The sequence below is a fragment of the Waltera acetigignens genome, from assembly GCF_025567015.1.
Lineage (GTDB): Bacteria > Bacillota > Clostridia > Lachnospirales > Lachnospiraceae > Acetatifactor > Acetatifactor acetigignens.
The window spans coordinates 50,921-68,702 of record NZ_JAOQJO010000022.1; the positions used below are offsets into that span (position 1 = coordinate 50,921).

Annotated in this window: 16 protein-coding genes, 2 tRNA genes and 1 rRNA gene; 18 read left to right on the forward strand and 1 reads right to left on the reverse strand. The window is 46.3% G+C overall.

Annotated elements, in window-relative coordinates; translation table 11 throughout:
* The first annotated feature begins 6 nt into the window (after positions 1 to 6).
* From OCV96_RS17190 to ispD, 10 genes are all read left to right on the forward strand, one after another.
* Complete coding sequence (locus tag OCV96_RS17190; RefSeq protein WP_227064461.1) at positions 7 to 1,221, forward strand: ABC transporter permease; 1,215 nt, start codon at positions 7 to 9, stop codon at positions 1,219 to 1,221.
* 221 nt (positions 1,222 to 1,442) lie between these two features.
* Positions 1,443 to 1,919 (forward strand): YcxB family protein, encoded by a 477-nt coding sequence (locus OCV96_RS17195; RefSeq protein ID WP_022313092.1) that lies wholly within the window; start codon positions 1,443 to 1,445, stop codon positions 1,917 to 1,919.
* A gap of 187 nt (positions 1,920 to 2,106) precedes the next feature.
* Positions 2,107 to 2,583 (forward strand): tRNA (adenosine(37)-N6)-threonylcarbamoyltransferase complex ATPase subunit type 1 TsaE, encoded by a 477-nt coding sequence (gene tsaE / locus OCV96_RS17200; RefSeq protein ID WP_022312444.1) that lies wholly within the window; start codon positions 2,107 to 2,109, stop codon positions 2,581 to 2,583.
* Positions 2,580 to 3,338: a tRNA (adenosine(37)-N6)-threonylcarbamoyltransferase complex dimerization subunit type 1 TsaB gene (gene tsaB, locus OCV96_RS17205; protein ID WP_118539865.1), complete on the forward strand. Its 759-nt coding sequence runs from the start codon at positions 2,580 to 2,582 to the stop codon at positions 3,336 to 3,338. The genes tsaE and tsaB overlap by 4 nt, the downstream gene beginning before the upstream one ends.
* Positions 3,335 to 3,772: a ribosomal protein S18-alanine N-acetyltransferase gene (gene rimI / locus OCV96_RS17210; protein ID WP_262595036.1), complete on the forward strand. Its 438-nt coding sequence runs from the start codon at positions 3,335 to 3,337 to the stop codon at positions 3,770 to 3,772. The genes tsaB and rimI overlap by 4 nt, the downstream gene beginning before the upstream one ends.
* Before the next feature lie 91 nt (positions 3,773 to 3,863).
* Positions 3,864 to 4,103 (forward strand): hypothetical protein, encoded by a 240-nt coding sequence (locus OCV96_RS17215; protein WP_118505389.1) that lies wholly within the window; start codon positions 3,864 to 3,866, stop codon positions 4,101 to 4,103.
* Positions 4,104 to 4,149: 46 nt separating this feature from the next.
* A complete protein-coding gene (locus tag OCV96_RS17220) occupies positions 4,150 to 5,064 on the forward strand; it encodes a ribonuclease Z (RefSeq protein ID WP_117467048.1) in 915 nt (304 codons plus the stop codon).
* Positions 5,065 to 5,070: 6 nt separating this feature from the next.
* Positions 5,071 to 5,676, forward strand: a complete 606-nt coding sequence (locus tag OCV96_RS17225; RefSeq protein WP_022312449.1) for a DUF6715 family protein — start codon at positions 5,071 to 5,073, stop codon at positions 5,674 to 5,676.
* A gap of 19 nt (positions 5,677 to 5,695) precedes the next feature.
* Entirely contained in the window at positions 5,696 to 6,733 is a 1,038-nt protein-coding gene (gene tsaD / locus OCV96_RS17230) for a tRNA (adenosine(37)-N6)-threonylcarbamoyltransferase complex transferase subunit TsaD (RefSeq protein ID WP_022312450.1), read from the forward strand.
* 37 nt (positions 6,734 to 6,770) lie between these two features.
* Positions 6,771 to 7,598, forward strand: a complete 828-nt coding sequence (gene ispD, locus OCV96_RS17235; RefSeq protein WP_317239306.1) for a 2-C-methyl-D-erythritol 4-phosphate cytidylyltransferase — start codon at positions 6,771 to 6,773, stop codon at positions 7,596 to 7,598.
* Between the two features lie 54 nt (positions 7,599 to 7,652).
* Here ispD and OCV96_RS17240 read toward each other — a convergent pair whose 3' ends face one another.
* Positions 7,653 to 9,899: a helix-turn-helix domain-containing protein gene (locus OCV96_RS17240; protein WP_262595038.1), complete on the reverse strand. Its 2,247-nt coding sequence runs from the start codon at positions 9,897 to 9,899 to the stop codon at positions 7,653 to 7,655.
* 297 nt (positions 9,900 to 10,196) lie between these two features.
* On the opposite strand from OCV96_RS17240, the gene OCV96_RS17245 reads away from it, so the two are divergent.
* From OCV96_RS17245 to OCV96_RS17280, 8 genes are all read left to right on the forward strand, one after another.
* A complete protein-coding gene (locus tag OCV96_RS17245; protein ID WP_262595039.1) occupies positions 10,197 to 11,819 on the forward strand; it encodes a type 2 periplasmic-binding domain-containing protein in 1,623 nt (540 codons plus the stop codon).
* Positions 11,820 to 11,956: 137 nt separating this feature from the next.
* Complete coding sequence (locus OCV96_RS17250; protein ID WP_227733887.1) at positions 11,957 to 12,922, forward strand: ABC transporter permease; 966 nt, start codon at positions 11,957 to 11,959, stop codon at positions 12,920 to 12,922.
* 12 nt (positions 12,923 to 12,934) lie between these two features.
* Positions 12,935 to 13,795 carry a carbohydrate ABC transporter permease gene (locus tag OCV96_RS17255; protein WP_117467057.1) on the forward strand — a complete coding sequence of 287 codons (861 nt, stop codon included), beginning with the start codon at positions 12,935 to 12,937 and terminating at the stop codon, positions 13,793 to 13,795.
* Positions 13,796 to 13,913: 118 nt separating this feature from the next.
* Complete coding sequence (locus OCV96_RS17260; RefSeq protein WP_227733886.1) at positions 13,914 to 14,606, forward strand: rhamnogalacturonan acetylesterase; 693 nt, start codon at positions 13,914 to 13,916, stop codon at positions 14,604 to 14,606.
* Between the two features lie 142 nt (positions 14,607 to 14,748).
* Positions 14,749 to 16,755, forward strand: coding sequence for a glycosyl hydrolase 115 family protein (locus OCV96_RS17265; RefSeq protein ID WP_262595040.1), 2,007 nt, complete (start codon positions 14,749 to 14,751; stop codon positions 16,753 to 16,755).
* Between the two features lie 239 nt (positions 16,756 to 16,994).
* Positions 16,995 to 17,080, forward strand: a tRNA-Ser gene (locus OCV96_RS17270).
* Between the two features lie 52 nt (positions 17,081 to 17,132).
* Positions 17,133 to 17,221, forward strand: a tRNA-Ser gene (locus OCV96_RS17275).
* A 301-nt stretch (positions 17,222 to 17,522) separates the two neighbouring features.
* Positions 17,523 to 17,782 (forward strand): 16S ribosomal RNA (locus OCV96_RS17280); the annotation flags it as partial.

Sequence of the window (17,782 nt, forward strand, 5' to 3'; positions counted from 1 at the left end):
GGATCCATGACACAAGTATGGGAATACATCAAAATTGCATTGATGAATATCCGCAGTAATAAGGGACGTTCGATTCTGACCATGCTGGGCATTATCATAGGAATCTCTTCTGTGATCATGATCATCTCCATAGGTAATGGAGTGAAAAGTGGGATCAACGGAGAACTGAATTCTATGGCGGGCGGCCAGATCGCAGTATATAGTAGTAACACCGCGGAAAACGGAACAGAGGTGGTATTCACGGAAGAGGATATGGATGCCATTTTGGAGAAAGTTCCAAATGTCAAGGCGGTAACACCGTCCTGGAGTTTCAGCGGAAGCGCCACCGGCAGAAAGGGAACCTTTGATGCTGCTGCAACTTTCGGTAAGGCGGGACTGGAATATTCGAGCCAGGATCCGATCATCAAGGGACGTTATTTTACCGATTCGGATTATTATACGGCGAATAAGGTCTGTGTCATTACAGAGAGCAGCGCGAAAACGCTGTTTGGTAATACCAATGTGATCGGAATGAGTTTTGATTATACGTTGTATGGAGTGACACAGGAATTTACGATCGTTGGTATCCGTAAGGACAACGCATCGAAGCTGTTCGGAATGGGAGGAAACGGTACGGTGACCATGGAGGCACCTATCTCCACAATTTCTGAGGGGTATGGATTCTATGTGGATTACACGGACCTGCTGATCGTCAGTGATGGCGCGGAAAATGCCTCTCAGGTGGCGCAGGATACGGTGCGTCTGCTAGAGAACAGGCATGGTGTCAGAGGACAGAATGTCATCTCTGTACAGAACTTTAATGATATTATGAGCCAGATGGATCAGATCTTAAGCTATATCACTATCTTTGTAGTGTTCGTAGCAGCCATCTCCCTGCTGGTAGGTGGTATCGGCGTTATGAACATCATGCTGGTATCTGTGACAGAGCGTACCAGAGAGATCGGTATCCGGAAATCTCTGGGAGCCAGGACCGGATCCATCCTGTTACAGTTTCTGTCGGAATCCGCCATCATTACCCTGCTGGGCGGCCTGATCGGTATTCTGATCGGTGTGGCAGGAGCCTTCGGAATCTGCAGCCTGATTGGATTTACCGCAAAGGTGAGTGTGGGTACGGTGCTGGGAGCCAGTATGTTTTCCTCGGCTGTAGGTATTTTCTTTGGAATTTATCCGGCGAAAAAGGCAGCGAAATTAAGCCCTATCGAAGCATTACGGCATGAATAATATGTGATAAAAGTTAAATCATAATTAAACAAAATGTAAACTATAAGAACCGCAGGTCACAGATATTGGAATCCCTGCGGTTCTTTACTTGCTTTTTTATGGAAAAAAATTTATAATGTTCTCTATAGTATGCAATCCTATGCGCAGTCGCCGGATGGTGGGGATGGGATTATAATAGCAAGTAACTATGCAGTCACATTATTATAAGGAAAGAATTCATTATGGTAGAATTGGATGTGAAGATTACATCGGGGGATTTATATGACTTTTTATTGCGGCACAGCTACAACAGTGTGTCCGGACTTCTGGGAGCAGTGATTGGAGCTTTGGGCGTGATCGTGGGTATCTCGAGACAGTACTGGATCTATCTGATTCTTGGCGTGGTGATTCTGTTATATCTCCCATGGACACTCTATATCAAGAGCAAACAGCAGGCAGTAAACAATCCGGTCTTCAAGGAACCGCTGCATTATGTGTTGGATGAGAACGGCATTACCATCTCCCAGGGGGACAGCTCCACCTGTCAGAAATGGGAGGATTGCTTGAAAGCGGTATCCACCGGACGCAGCATCATTGTGTATACGGCGAAAAATAATGCAACAATTTTTCCTAAAAGTCAGATGCAGGATAAGACAACGGATGTTATTGAAATGATTTCCACCCATATGCCGCCCACAAAAGTGAAGATCCGCAGCTAGATGCATGGATACAGCAGAAGAATAGAGCATGTGGTTACTTCGCCATATAAAACTGCTTATCTGTCTGTATGCAGGTATTCGCAGAACGCAGTTTTGCATGGCTCTGAATAGTTACGAATTATATAAAAAGTAACAGTAACTGCATAACCGTAACATGTAACACGTAACAATAGAAAGCGTAAGGAAAATGACAACAGGCGATTCAGCAGATAACAGAGAATGCAAAAAAGAGATCATAGAGACCCACAGTGCGGAAGAGACCTTTGCACTGGGACAACGGATCGGCAGGGAAGCACTTCCCGGACAGGTCTACACGCTGATCGGTGATCTGGGAGTAGGCAAGACCGTATTTACCCAAGGTGTGGCAGATGGCCTCGGAATCACGGAGCCGGTGAACAGCCCGACCTTTACCATTGTGCAGATCTACGAGGAAGGACGTATGCCCTTTTACCATTTTGATGTCTATCGTATTGGCGATGTGGAGGAGATGGAGGAGATTGGCTATGAGGATTGTTTTTACGGGGAAGGACTTTGCCTGATCGAGTGGGCGAATCTGATCGAAGAGATCCTGCCGGAACATTACAGGCAGGTGACCATAGAAAAGGATCTGGAGAAAGGCTTTGATTACCGCCGGATCACGATTGAGGAGAGGACTACAGTATGAAAATATTAGCTTTGGACAGTTCCGGACTGGTGGCCAGCGCCGCCATCGTGGAGGATGACGTCCTGATCGCGGAATACACCACGGATTACAAGAAAACACATTCCCAGACATTATTACCCATGCTGGATGAGATCCGGCAGATGATCGATCTGGATCTGCATACCATTGATGCGATTGCCATTTCCGCAGGACCTGGTTCTTTTACCGGACTTCGGATCGGGGCGGCTACGGCAAAGGGACTGGGACTGGCACTGAACCTTCCGCTGGTAGAGGTCCCGACACTGGAGGGACTGGCTTTTAACCTCTGGGGAACGGACAAGCTGGTATGTCCCATCATGGATGCCAGAAGGAATCAGGTATATACCGGAATTTATGAGTTCTGTAAAGAGGAGATCCCGGAAAAGGAAAGCTCAGAACATCAACTTGTGATGCACAGTATCAAAGAGCAGTGCGCTATTGCCGTGGACGAGCTGGTGGAGGAATTAAACCGTCTGGGACGGGAAGTGATCTTCTTAGGAGACGGCGTTCCGGTCTACAGGGAACAGATCTTACAGAAACTGAAGGTTCCCTGCTCCTTTGCTCCGGCTGCAAATAATCGTCAGCGTGCTGCCAGTGTGGCTTCTCTGGGAGCTGTCTACTATGCACATGGCAGAACGGTGACCGCAGCGGAGCATGAACCCGAATACCTGCGTAAGAGCCAGGCAGAGCGGGAACGAGAGGAACAGGAGAAGGCTGCAAAAGAGGCACAGGCATGAAAATAGAAGTTCGTAAGTTACAGAATACGGATATCGAAGAACTGAGCCGGATCGAAGCTGCGTCCTTCAGCATGCCATGGTTGGCGGAAGATTTCAGAGGACTTCTGACGAGAGATTATTGCCTGTATGTCGTGGCGGAGGCAGACGGTCATATCGCGGGCTGCGCCGGGCTGACGGACAGTTTTCATGAGGGCAATATCGACAACGTGGTGACAGCACCGGAATATCGAAATCTGGGCATTGGCGGCAAAATGCTGGAAGAGTTGTTACACCTCGGCAATGAGCGCGGGATCACAGCATATACGCTGGAAGTCAGAGTGAGCAATGCACCGGCCATCCACTTGTATGAGAAATTCGGTTTTGTCTCCGAGGGGATCCGCCCGAAATTTTATGAAAAACCGACAGAGGATGCCATGATCATGTGGCGCCGTTAACAAGTATTACCATCACTTTTCCGGCGGATTATCCATTATAATGATGCCAGGGTCAAAAGGTAACATTTACAGTCAGAAAGGTGGAAACAGGATGCGAAAAGAAGAAAACGGTAAATTACAGCAGGTAATCTGTAACGGCTGCGGCAAGGAGTTGAAGATAGAAAATGAAATCGTCCGTGAAGGATGTTTCGCCGCAGATGTGAGATTTGGCTATTTCAGCAGGAAAGACGGGCTCAGACACAAGTTTGACCTGTGCGAAGACTGCTATGACAAATGGATCCATACGTTTGCCGTTCCGGTGGAAGAAATGCCGGAGACAGAGCTTTTATAGACAGAAAGAACAAAAAGATGCTGCTTAGGCAAGATTGCGAGGAAAGATGTTAGACGTTTGCTTATTGGGAACCGGAGGAATGATGCCACTGCCTTACAGATGGCTGACCTCCCTGATGATGCGCTATAACGGGAAAAGTATTCTGATCGACTGCGGAGAGGGCACCCAGATTGCCATGAGGGAAAAAGGCTGGAGCCCGAACCCCATCGACATTATCTGCTTTACCCATTTTCACGCAGATCATATCAGCGGTCTTCCGGGAATGCTTCTGACCATGGGAAATGCAGAGCGCACGGAACCGCTGCTCCTGATCGGGCCCAGGGGACTTGCCAAAGTGGTGGCTTCCCTGCGGGTGATCGCACCGGAGCTTCCTTTTGAAGTAAAATGCATGGAGATCACGGAGAATGCCCAGACATTTTCTTTTGAAGGATTCCGTCTGGAAGCTTTCAAAGTGAACCACAATGTGCTCTGTTATGGGTACAGTATGGTGATTGACCGTGCGGGTCGATTTGATAAGGACAGAGCTTTGGAGCAGGAAATCCCCATGAAATTCTGGAGCCGTCTGCAAAAGGGGGAGACTCTGGAGGAAAACGGAAGAGTCTTCACTCCGGATATGGTACTGGGAGCGGAACGAAAGGGCCTGAAGGTGACCTACAGTACAGACACCCGTCCTACTGAAAGCATCCGTCAGAATGCCCAGGGAGCGGATCTGCTGATTCTGGAAGGAATGTATGGCGAACCCGACAAGCTGGTCAAAGCCAGAGAACATAAGCACATGACAATGTACGAAGCGGCGAAGATCGCAAAAGAAGTGGGGGCACCGAAACTGTGGCTGACACATTACAGCCCTTCTATGACGAGACCTGAGGAATTCATGGATGATGTCCGGAAGATTTTCCCCGCAGCTTATGCGGCAAAGGACGGCTGGACCATGGAATTGAACTTTGATGAAGGGAAGTAGGAAAATATGAAAAAAAACAACACGTCGATGACGAAAATTACGGTTTTTCTGATCTTCCTCATTGTCCTGGTAGTGGGATATTATTCGTATCTGTCGGGAAAAAGCAGGACAGAACAGCAGGAGGCCATTATGTCAGAGGTGGATACGGCACTCTCCAGAGATCTGACCAATAATTATCCTGCGACACCTAAGGAAGTAATCAGATATTACAATGATCTGATCAAATGCTTCTACAATGAAGACTGTACCACGGAGGAACTTCAGGAACTGGGCAGGAAATCCCTTCAGCTGTTCGATGAGGAACTCCGGGCAAATAACGAAGAAGATACCTATCTGACCCGATTACAGGGAGAGGTTAAGAACTATAAGGACAATAAGAGAAAAATAACAAGTGTTTCTCTTGCGTCCAGCACCAATGTGGACTATTATACAGCAGACGGATATTCTTTTGCCCGGATTGCCTGTGGCTATGGCATGACGGAAAATGGAAAAAAGAGTTCCACCATGCTGGTATATCTGCTTCGCAGGGATGAAAACCGCAAATGGAGGATCTACGGCTGGGAGACGGCGGATCAGTTGAATGATAGTCTGGAACAGCAGGAGAATAATTAAAAGCAAAGTAGGCAGAAAAATGGCAGAGACAGAAAAACAAAAAGATATTTATATTCTGGGAATTGAGAGCTCCTGTGATGAGACAGCGGCTTCTGTGGTGAAAAACGGCAGGGAAGTGCTTTCCAACGTCATTTCCTCACAGATTGCATTACATACCCTGTACGGTGGTGTGGTGCCGGAAATCGCATCCCGCAAACATATCGAGAAGATCAATCAGGTCATTGAGCAGGCGCTTGCCGATGCCCATGTGACGCTGGAAGACATTACCGCCATTGCGGTGACCTATGGTCCCGGATTGGTGGGAGCACTTCTGGTGGGTGTATCTGAGGCAAAAGCAATCAGTTTTGCTACCGGAATTCCCCTGGTTGGAGTACATCATATTGAGGGACACATCAGTGCCAACTTCATTGAGAATAAAGAACTGGAGCCTCCTTTTATCTGTCTGGTGGCGTCCGGCGGCCACTCACATCTGGTGGTGGTCAAGGATTACGGTGAATATGAGATCATCGGACGGACCAGAGATGATGCGGCGGGAGAAGCTTTTGACAAGGTGGCTCGTGCCATCGGACTGGGATATCCCGGCGGTCCCAAGATTGACAAGGTGTCGAAGGAGGGCAATCCGGATGCCATCCACTTCCCCAGAGCAGCAGTGGCGGAGAATGAATATGATTTCAGCTTCAGCGGTCTGAAATCCGCAGTGCTGAACTATCTGAACGGATGCCAGATGAAGGGAGAAGAGATTAATCAGGCGGATGTGGCTGCTTCCTTCCAGAAAGCAGTCGTAGATGTGCTGGTGAGCCATTCCCTCCATGCAGTGAAGGCTTATGGACTGAATAAATTTGCCATTGCCGGCGGCGTGGCTTCGAATTCTTCCCTGCGGGCAGCGTTTGAGGAAGAATGCGGAAAACGTAACATAGCATTTTATCATCCCTCCCCCATTTTCTGTACCGATAATGCGGCGATGATCGGTGTGGCCGGCTATTACGAGTACATTAAGGGTGTCCGCAGCGGTTATGATCTGAATGCGGTGCCGAATTTAAAGCTGGGCGAGCGATAAGAACCGAAAAAAGACTTCAAGGAAAGACAGACACAATATGGTAGACAGAGTAGCACAGGACAGAAATGAGACAGAAGATTACAGCATGAAAAATGAGATGGAAAACGGACAGGAGCCTCAGGAGAATGGGGAAAAGCCCAGATGTACCGCTATTATCCTTGCGGCGGGCAGCGGAAGCCGCATGCAGTCGGCGGTGGCGAAGCAGTTTTTACCGTTAAAAGAAAAGCCACTGATCTGGTATGCCTTGCATGCGGTGGAGGAATCCCGGATCATTGATGACTGCATTCTGGTGACGGCAGAGCAGGATATTCCCTATGTCCGGGAAGAAATCGTGCAAAAATATCATTTTACCAAAGTAAATATTATTACTTCCGGAGGAGCGGAACGGTATCTGTCCGTGGGGAGAGCCTTACAGCTGATTGCTGACGGACGGTTGAAAGTACCCAATGAGCACGGATATGTGTTCATTCACGATGGAGCCAGACCTTTTCTGACAGAGAAGATATTAGAAGATACCTATGCAGCGGCCGTGCAATATCAGGCCTGTGTGGCGGCGGTACAGAGCAAGGATACGGTAAAGATCAGTGACGGAGAAGGCTTTGCCCTGTCCACTCCGGATCGAAGAACCGTCTGGAATATCCAGACACCGCAGGTATTTGAGACCAGCCTGATCCTGCAGGCATACGAGAGACTGAAAAATCGTCTTCCCAGGATGCAGGAACAGGGCATTCAGGTAACGGATGATGCCAGCGTGGTGGAACTGTTTACTGAGACAAGAGTGAAGCTGGTAGAGGCTTCTTATCAGAATATTAAGATCACAACGCCGGAAGATATGAAAACAGCCGAGGCATTTCTGGAGGATTAAATCCTCCGAAGATGTCCCGGCTGTTCCTTTGTGCATTTCTATCAAGAAATTGTTCTATTTTTCCCGCATGGCACTGGGGGTCACTCCGTATACCTTCTTGAAGGCACGCCGGAAAGTATTGGAATTATTATATCCCACAGCAATATACAGCTCATTCAGACTGATATCGGTCTCCTTGATCAGTCTTGCGGCCTCCGTCATGCGGATATTCTCCAGATAAGTGGAGAAGTTGACTCCGGTCTTTTCCTTGAACATATGGGAGAAATAGCTCTCTGAGATCTGGAATTCATCGGAGATCTTGTTAAGCCCTAAGGAAGGGTCCTTGTAATTTTCCTTAATATATTTCTCAATGGTGGCGGATAACGTATTGTCATCCTCCTTATTGCCGAAGAGATTACACAGGGATAAGGCAAGATCTTCGCACAATTTGAAGGTCAGGTGCTCATTGAAACGTTCATCCAGCACCTTTACAGCTTCGGAATCTGCGTCCTGAGGCAGTGCAAATCTTGCTTTTAATAAAGTGTTACGGATATCTGACAGCAGGTATTTTAACAGGTTGACCGGCAGGGTACGTTCCTCGATATTCTCCTGATGGATCAGGTTGAACATCTCCAGTACCTGCGGCGTATTGCCCGTGGAGATGAAGTGGATCAGCTTCGTGGAGATCTCCGGCGGATAATAGAATATGTTGGAATCCTTCTTAATAAATTCATACGGGAAGAAAATATAGTTCTTCGTCGTATAACTTACAGCTTCGGAGGCCTGCTGGTAGCATTCCCATACATTCATCAGGGAATCCGTATTGCGTCCGATACCGGCGAAGAGCCAGATGTCGTAAGTATCCAGCAGATAATCATGAAGTCGTAAAATACAATTGTTGATCTTCAGGATCAGATCCTTTCCCTCTTCTTCGGAACAGTGCAGCAGAACGGAATAGGTCCGGTCCGAAGGGCTGAAGTAGAAGAGCGGTGTACCGAAGAAATTCTCCAGTGCGGACTCGATGATCTTTTCCAGTTCTTCCATGGATTCCACGCCGCCGGGGAGAGTGATTTCTGTATTGTCTCCGAAATTATTATAGTAGACGATGTACAACACATTATAATAAGAAGAATCCGCAATACCCAGATAGTTTTCCATGTAGGTAACTTCATCCTCGGAAGTAGCAGTACCGGATAACAGCTGTCTCACATAGGAGGTACAGATGATCGGACGCTGACTGTCTACCACTTCCTGCAGATTTTTCTGTACTTCCACAGCGGTCTGCAATTCCTGCCCAAGCTCAATGATCGGGCGGACATTGCGGCGGGAGAAATAATAGACCAGACAGCCGCCTGTAAGCAATGCCAGCAGGGCAAAAAAGATGAAAAGCAGCTGGGTGCCACCCAATCCGGCGGCCGCCTTGTAGGGCGGGAAGCTGAAATAGTAAGAATAACTGGTGTTATCCGAAACGTATTTCCCCAAAGTAAAGTTCTGTCCATCGATCCGGACCTCTGCATATCCCTTATTAAAGTCCAGAGAATCCAACATTTCTGCGGAAATGCTGTCCGGAGTATTTATCGTAAGCACGGTGGAGTCATCTTCCGCGGTCACCGCCAGGAAATTATCACCATCCATCTGAACACAGTCGAACAGATCCGCCATCTTATTCTGTTCGAAGATAAAGCAGACCTTCGCATTGGCATCCATATAATAGAGATCGTTCAGGTCGATGATATACATATAGTATTTTTCGCTGTAATTTGGCATGAACTGATCCATGGGAAGAAAGCGGTTCTCGTATTCCGGTTCCGTCATATAGGATCGCCACATTTCTTTTTCGGTAGAAGGATACTTCTGGATCCAGCTATAGAACCGCTTTGCGGATATAAAATAAGTAGGATTCAATACATAGTCTGTCTCCGGAAAATAGACAAAGGACTCTTTTAACGGAAGAAGAGCTTCTGCATATACATTGGTAGCCAGAGAGTTCTGCAATTCATTTCCCATTTCCGTAAAAGGATAATAGGTATTCTCATAATTCATGACTTTCCGGAAAGTGTCGTTCTGCAGAAGCTGTCTGCAATAGACTTCCATGATATTCAGATCGCTTTCAAACAGCTCTGCATTGCTGATCAGGGTTGTCTCGTTCTGCTGATCATAAGAATCACGCGCGTTATTTATCGTAGAACGGTATAAAAAGATGAACAAAACCAGAATGATCAGCAGGAAAATACTGTAAGAGGTTACCATTTTCAGCATTAATGTATTGTTGTGGCTTGTATAATTTGTATCATTAAGGGTGTCTTTTTTATTAAAAATCATTCATGATCACTCCCGTGTCTCAATTTTTTTAGATAATATACCGAATAAACCATGTCTATTGTATCAGTTACTTACAAAGGAAGCAAGATGTAACCCCTTTCAAATTTAAAAATATCAAATGTAAGTGCTTTCAAAGAATGCAGTAAAATCAAGGGTTTGCAGAATCGGTGGTCAAAATTTGCACCCGAACGCAAAAATTGTAACTTGTTTTTCCAGATGGCTGATGATAAGGTGAGGGCAAGTCAAGGGAATGACCCCATGACAAATCATGATTCCAAATTTTTAGGGAGGAACAAAATGAAGAGAAAAGTATTATCCGTACTTTTAGCATCTGCTATGGTAGCTTCCTTAGCAGCATGCGGAAGCAGCAATGATGCTCCTGCAGCATCCACCGACAGCGCAGCAACCAGCAGCGCAGCAGCTTCTACCGAGGCAGCATCTACCGAAGCTTACAATCTGGAGGAGATTAACGTAGTAGTTAATGGTACTCTGACAGCAACCGTTGATAACGGCCAGGCTGAATTCGTTCAGCAGTGGGATGATGCAGTATCCGAAGCAATCGGTCATCCTATTAAGATGAACATTCAGCAGTTAGACCACTCCGGTTATACCGATGCAGTAGGTCGTCTGTTCGCAGGCGGTGACTATCCTGATGTAATGATCATGAGTGCAGATATGTTCAAGCAGTATGCACCTACCGGTCTGCTGTGGGATATGTCCGAAGCATATGCAAACGCTAAATTCCAGTCTCACCTGATCCTGCCTGAGATCAACGAGAACCTGAAGGATGAGGAAGGTCATCTGTATGGCTTCGCTCCTACCTATGGTAATGGATGTGTTACTTACGTTAAGCAGGCATGGTTAGATGCAGTTGGCCTGAAGGCTGAAGACATCAAGACTTATGATGATTACTACAACATGCTGTTAAAGTTCCACAACGAAGATCCCGATGGCGACGGCGTAACCGGTGATACCTATGGTGTTATCGCAGCTGGTTTCATTGGTAACGAGGCTCCTTATGTAAACTATCTGCCTGAGTTCTGGCAGGATGCTTATCCCGCAATCCTGCAGGATGAGAATGGTACCTGGTACGATGGATTCCAGACCGATGCTACCAAGGCAGCTCTGTTAAGATTACAGCAGGCTTACAAGGATGGCGCTATCGACCCTGAGACCCTGACCGCTTCCACCAAGATCGCTCGTGAGAAATGGTTCTCTAACGATCAGACCGGTTCTTCAGGTGTATTCACTTACTGGGCAGGTTCCTGGTATCAGACTCTGACCGACAACCTGATCAAGAACAACGTAGATGAGAAGCTGGTTGAGCTGGCTCCTATCGCTGAGGTTGGCGCTTACCTGAACAGAGAAGCTCCTGTATGGGTTATCATTGATGACGGTGACGGAGACAATTCCCGTGAGCAGGCTATCTTCGATGCATTCATCGAGACCATGATGGATGGTGACAAGGTGCAGACACTGTGGACCTACGGTGCAGAGGATGTTCACTGGTCTACCAAGGCTGAAAGCTTCACCATCAATGCAGGTACTGAAAAAGAGAAGTCTTACGAGTACGAAGATGGTCAGTTCCACTTAAAGCAGTCTCCTAACGATCCTAACTCCGTATGGAAGAAGAACGCTATGGATCCCGCTCTGGTTATCTGCTCTCTGGACAACGGCTTTAACGATATCTCCAGCCTGGCTGCAGAAGGCAACAAGTTCTTCACCGAGAACTGCAAGGATGCTCCTCAGTCTCCTACCTCTGAGACCTACACCAACGAGTCCGGTACCATCTATGATGCTAAGCTGGCAGCTATCACTTCTGTAGTAGTTGATGGCGGCGATGTAGATGCAGCTATGCAGACCTACGTTGACACTGTTGGCAGTATCATTGATCAGTGCTTAGCTGAACTGAATCAGTAATTGAGACCGTAATAGAGTAGCGGAAGCTGCAAAATATGATATAATTATCCTGTCCCATCGGGATACAAAGCCCATGGGACAGGATATTTTAGAGAGAAAAGAATGTGTGAGATGAAGTTGAAAGGAAGAGGGATGGTATGAGCAAGAAAAATAAAATCACCACATCCACCGGCGTAGAAGTACGTCACAAGCCTTTGGGTCTCCGGATCTGGAATAACAGAGGCTATTATGTAATGTTCCTGCCTGTATTTATATTTATTTTGATCATGTATTACTGGCCCATGCTTGGTATTCGTTATGCATTCTACGATTACAAGCCCGTAGGTGCTCCTACTTTTGTGGGACTCAAGCACTTTTACAGTATGTTTAAGACCGATGCGTTCTGGAGTGCATTCAGGAACACATTGGAACTGAGTATCATGAAGTTATTGATCACGACCTTCACTGCGGTTATCGTATCAATCTTCTTAAATGAAATGGGAAATCTCTTTGCAAAGAAAACTTTGCAGACTATTATATATCTGCCCCACTTTATGTCATGGGCAGTAGTTGCATCTATCTTCAGCCTGTTCCTGTCTCCTTCCTCTACCGGTCTGGTAAACGGATTGCTGCGTGACTGGGGCATCCTGGCACCGGATGCCAAGGGAATTTATTTCCTGGCAAGCACTGCATGGTGGAGACCGATCTTCTACATTATCAATATCTGGAAAGAGACCGGTTGGGGAACCATTATCTTCCTGGCTACTCTGGCAGGTATCAACCCGGAGCTGTATGAAGCAGCTGATATCGACGGTGCAACCCGTATGCAGAAGATGCGTTTCGTAACGCTGCCTGCACTGTCCAATACTATTATCACTGTATTGATCCTGAACCTTGCTAAGGTTATGAATATGTTCGAGTCCGTATTCGTATTGTACAACAATGCGGTATACAGCGTATCTGATGTTATTTCTACTTATATTTATCGTCAGACATTCGCAATCGCTCTGCCGAACTATGGTTACTCTACAGCAGTTGGTCTCTTCAAGTCCCTGGTTGGCTGTGTACTGGTACTGATATGTAACTGGGCTAGTAAGAAGACCCGTGGCCGTGGCATTGTATAGGAGGTGTTAAACGTGGCAAAGACAGCTTATCGTAAACCTAAGAAAAAGGTTCATGTATTCGATATTGTAAACTACATCGTATTTATTCTCATCGGCCTCCTGGTTCTGGTACCTATCTGGAAGGTAGTAGTAGACTCCTTCAATGCTGTGGGTGTATACCAGTTCAGACTGTGGCCGGAGGATTTTACCTTAGATGGCTATAAGACCATCATTCATACCCAGAGACTTTACAGACCGTTCATCAACTCCGTGATCACAACCGTGCTCGGTACGTTCCTTGGTCTGCTCCTGTCCACCCTGGGTGGCTATGTACTGATCCAGTTTGATATGCCCGGACGTAACTTCTTCGCATATTTCCTTCTGTTTACCATGATCTTCTCCGGTGGTATGATCCCCGAGTATCTGGTAATGAAGCAGTTACACCTGGTTAACAGTATGTGGATCCTGGTAGTGAAGCACGGTATGAACGTGTACAACCTGGTACTGATGCGTAACTTCTTCGAAGGAATACCTGCCAGCCTGTTCGAGGCGGCCGAGATCGATGGATGCTCCCCTATGGGAATCTTCTTCAAGATCGTGCTTCCTCTGTCCAAAGCAGCTCTGGCTTCCATCGGCCTGATGTTCGCAGTTACCGTATGGAATGACTATTCTACCGTTAAGATCTATATTACCAATCCTGATCAGGTTAACTTCCAGTATCAGTTACGTAATATGATCATGGATGGTGATACCCCTACCACGCAGTATTCAGTATCACAGAACACTCTGTTCTATGCAGCGATCGTATGTGCAATCCTTCCTTTCATGGCATTGTATCCTTTCCTGCAGAAGTATTTCGTAAAGGGTGTTAATATCGGTGCGGTTAAGGAGTGATTTTCTTCTCACACGTATTTAGACTTAGACAAGGGAAACTTCGGTTTCCCTTGTGCTGTATCTGTGAGTAAATTCCACAAGAAAAGATGCGCAGGGGAAGCGCAGAAATGAGGCAGAAATGAATAAAATTTTTTGGGCTGCTGATTCCACAGTCCAGACCAATGATTTCACAACATATCCACAGACGGGCATTGGCCAGGTATTTCCTTTATTTGTTAAAAATGAGTATCAGATAGTAAACCATGCCAAAAACGGCAGAAGCACCAAAAGCTTTATGGACGAGGGGAGACTGAAAGCCATAGAGGAGAAAATTGGTGCAGGAGATTTCCTGTTTATCCAGTTTGGACACAATGACGAGAAAAAAGAGGATCCCACCAGATATACAGAGCCTTTTTCCACTTACATGGAGAACCTGGAGACTTTTATCCGGGTAGCCAGAGATCACAGTGCGTATCCGGTGCTGATCACCCCGTTGGAGCGCAGATGCTTCATGGATGAAAAACATTTGGGAATCGGTGCGCATTCCGACTATGTGGCAGCCATGAAACAGACCGCAGAGAAAAACAATGTGCCGCTGGTAGACCTCTACAGCATGAGCCGCATGGAACTGAAAAGAGCCGGCGAGAAAAACAGCAGAAGATGGTACATGTTCTTCCCGGAGGGCGAGTACAAAAATCATCCGGAGAAATCCGAGGATAATACCCACCTTCGTTATGACGGTGCTGTGAATTTCGCTTCTCTGATTGCTAAAGGGTTGAAAGAGATCGGTGGAATCTATGCAGAGATGCTGCTGGATGATCTGAAACTGTAATCCGGCAGATAATTAAGAAAAAATACAGAAGTCCGTTTCACAGACAAATTTTGTCAGTGAAACGGGCTTTTTTGTATCTTGATACAAGAACCCCATTTTTTTATAATGTTGCTATCATTATGACAGACAGAGGGAGAAGAGCATGAACCCATTTCAGTTAAGTAGAAACACTACCTTACTTTCGGATGCCGTAACAGAAAAAGCCGTAGAATTTGCCTGTGAGCGGTTTCGGAGAGACATGGAAAAGACTTTGACTGACATAGTCAAGAATAGAAACAGGATCATTTTGTGCAAAAAAGATCTGAAACCGGAACAATATGAGCTGGAAGTGACAGAACAGGAGATTACGATCTACGGAGCGGATGCCCGTTCCTTTATCTATGCATTAAATTACCTTAGTGAAACCTACCTTGGAGTGCTGCCTTTCTGGTTCTGGAATGATCAGAAGATGGAAGTGAAATCTTATGTAGAGATTCCTTGCGGTACATACCATTCAGAGGCGGACAGGATCCGGTACCGCGGCTGGTTCATTAATGATGAAGTACTGATCAGCCATTGGACAGCCGGCGTATCAAAAGACTATCCATGGGAAATGGTGTTTGAAGCACTGCTTCGCTGCGGCGGTAATCTGGTGATTCCCGGAACAGATAAAAATTCCAGAATCTATGCGCCTATTGCGTCGGATATGGGGCTGATGATCACACATCACCATGCGGAGCCGCTGGGAGCGGAAATGTTCCTGCGGGCTTACCCGGATCTGGAACCTTCGTATTTGAAACATAAAGATTTGTTTGAAGGATTATGGAAAGACGCCATCGGACGGCAAAAGGATGAGGAAGTCATCTGGAATATCGGGTTTCGGGGACAAGGAGATGTTCCTTTCTGGGAAAATGATCCTGCTTTTGACACACCTGAAAAACGGGGAGAGCTAATCAGCAATATTATGAAGAAGCAATATGCCATGGTCAGAGAGCAGATTCCGGATGCAGTGTTCTGTACGAATCTGTACGGAGAGATTCTGGAATTGTATCGTGAGGGCTGCCTGCAGATCCCGGAGGATGTGATCCTGATCTGGGCGGACAACGGTTACGGCAAGATGGTATCCAGACGTCAAGGCAATCATAACCCCAGAGTGTCAGCGCTGCCGGAGGAAGGAGATAAGGGACGGCATGGCATCTATTATCATGTATCCTTCTATGATTTACAGGCGGCCAACCATATTACCATGCTGCCTAATTCCATGGAGTTCGTGGAAAAAGAGCTTACGGATGCTATGAGGCATGGAATTACGGACCTGTGGCTTGTCAATGCATCCAATATCAAGCCGCATGTATATCCTCTTTCTTTTATTGCCAATCTGTGGAAACAGGATGCTCTGTCGGCAGAAGAGCATAGAAAGCGTTATGTCACCGAATACTATGGGGCGGAGAATGATACTGCGCAGCTTTCCATTATGGAAGACTGCATTCGCGATTATCCGAGGGCTATGTTACCCTTTGGAGAGAAAGAGGATGAGCATGCCGGAGAACAATTCTATAATTATGTTGTGAGGGATTTTATCTATAGCTGGATGAAGAACGGAACTGCAGAACCGGTGGAAGAACTGTTCTGGTGTATTCATAAGGATACCTTTGCTGCACAGATGGAATGGTTTACAGGAAAATGTCTGCAGACGGGAAAACAGCTTGAGGGTTTGTATGAGCGCGGCCTTACCGTTGGAGAAAATGAATTATGGAAAGATTCCGTATTGCTGCAGGTGAAAATCCACAGGAATTGTCTACAGGGAGCTATCTTATTTACAGAAGCATTTGCAACATATGAACGGAAGGAATATAAGAAGGCCTTCTTCCTGTTGGGTAATGCTGCAGAAGCATTTGAAGCGGCGGACAGCGCCATGAGGGACCGGGAACACGGAAAATGGAAAGACTTTTATGCCAATGATTGCCTGACGGATGTGAAGGAGACAGCTTACTGCCTGAAACGCCTGATGGGCTATATGAGAAATCTGGGAGACGGGCCGGATTTTTACAAGTGGCAGAGAGAAGTGACCTACTCTGAGAATGACTGCAAAGTGGTTCTGATCACTAATATGGAAAATCATATGACGGACTGGGAGTTGTATCTTGCAGGGAAAAGCAGACAGTGGTAAAAAGCAAATAGTAGGAATATTTGTAACAATTACATGATAACAGACACAATTCATAGAAAAAACTGTATTCAGCAAAAAGAGGAAAAGCCCAAAAACGTGATAAAATGGGCTTTTTCTCATCTTAAAAAAATAAAATAAAAATTGTGTAAAAATGTGTTGACAATAGCAGACCTTTTTGTTAGAATAGCTTTTGTCGTCAGGTGAGCAACACAGATGACAAAGACTTAAGACACACATTCGGAGAGATATCGAAGTGGTCATAACGAGGCGGTCTTGAAAACCGTTTGTCCGAAAGGGCGCGTGGGTTCGAATCCCACTCTCTCCGCTAGGCATTCGTGCCGCCGATAATTATATAGATTAATTAGAATCAACTATCTGGAGAAGTACCCAAGAGGTTGAAGGGACACCCCTGGAAAGGGTGCAGGTCGTTAATAGCGGCGCGAGGGTTCAAATCCCTCCTTCTCCGTCAGCTGTTGTAAGATGTCAAAAAATACTTGAAAAAAGTTGTTGACAAACAGAAACGGTTATGATAAACTATCAAAGCTGTCGCTGAAAACAACAGCAAAGCAACACAGCTCTTGCGGAGCAAGAGGTTTTGATCTTTGACAAATAAACAGTAATGCAACCCTGAAAATTCCAAGATTTTCAGAGAAATTCAAGAACAAGCAAGTTGATCGAAAGATTGACAAGCTACCCGAATTAACAGTAAACAATGCCAGATAAAACTGGCAGGACACAAACACCATATTTAACAATGTTTAATGCTTAAACATGAGAGTTTGATCCTGGCTCAGGATGAACGCTGGCGGCGTGCCTAACACATGCAAGTCGAACGGACTTTTCATGAAGCCTAGCGATTGAAAAGTTAGTGGCGGACGGGTGAGTAACGCGTGGGTAACCTGCCTTGTACTGGGGGACAACAGTTGGAAACGACTGCTAATACCGCATAAGCGCACAGCTTCGCATGAAGCGGTGTGAAAAACTCCGGTGGTACAAGATGGACCCGCGTCTGATTAGCTGGTTGGTG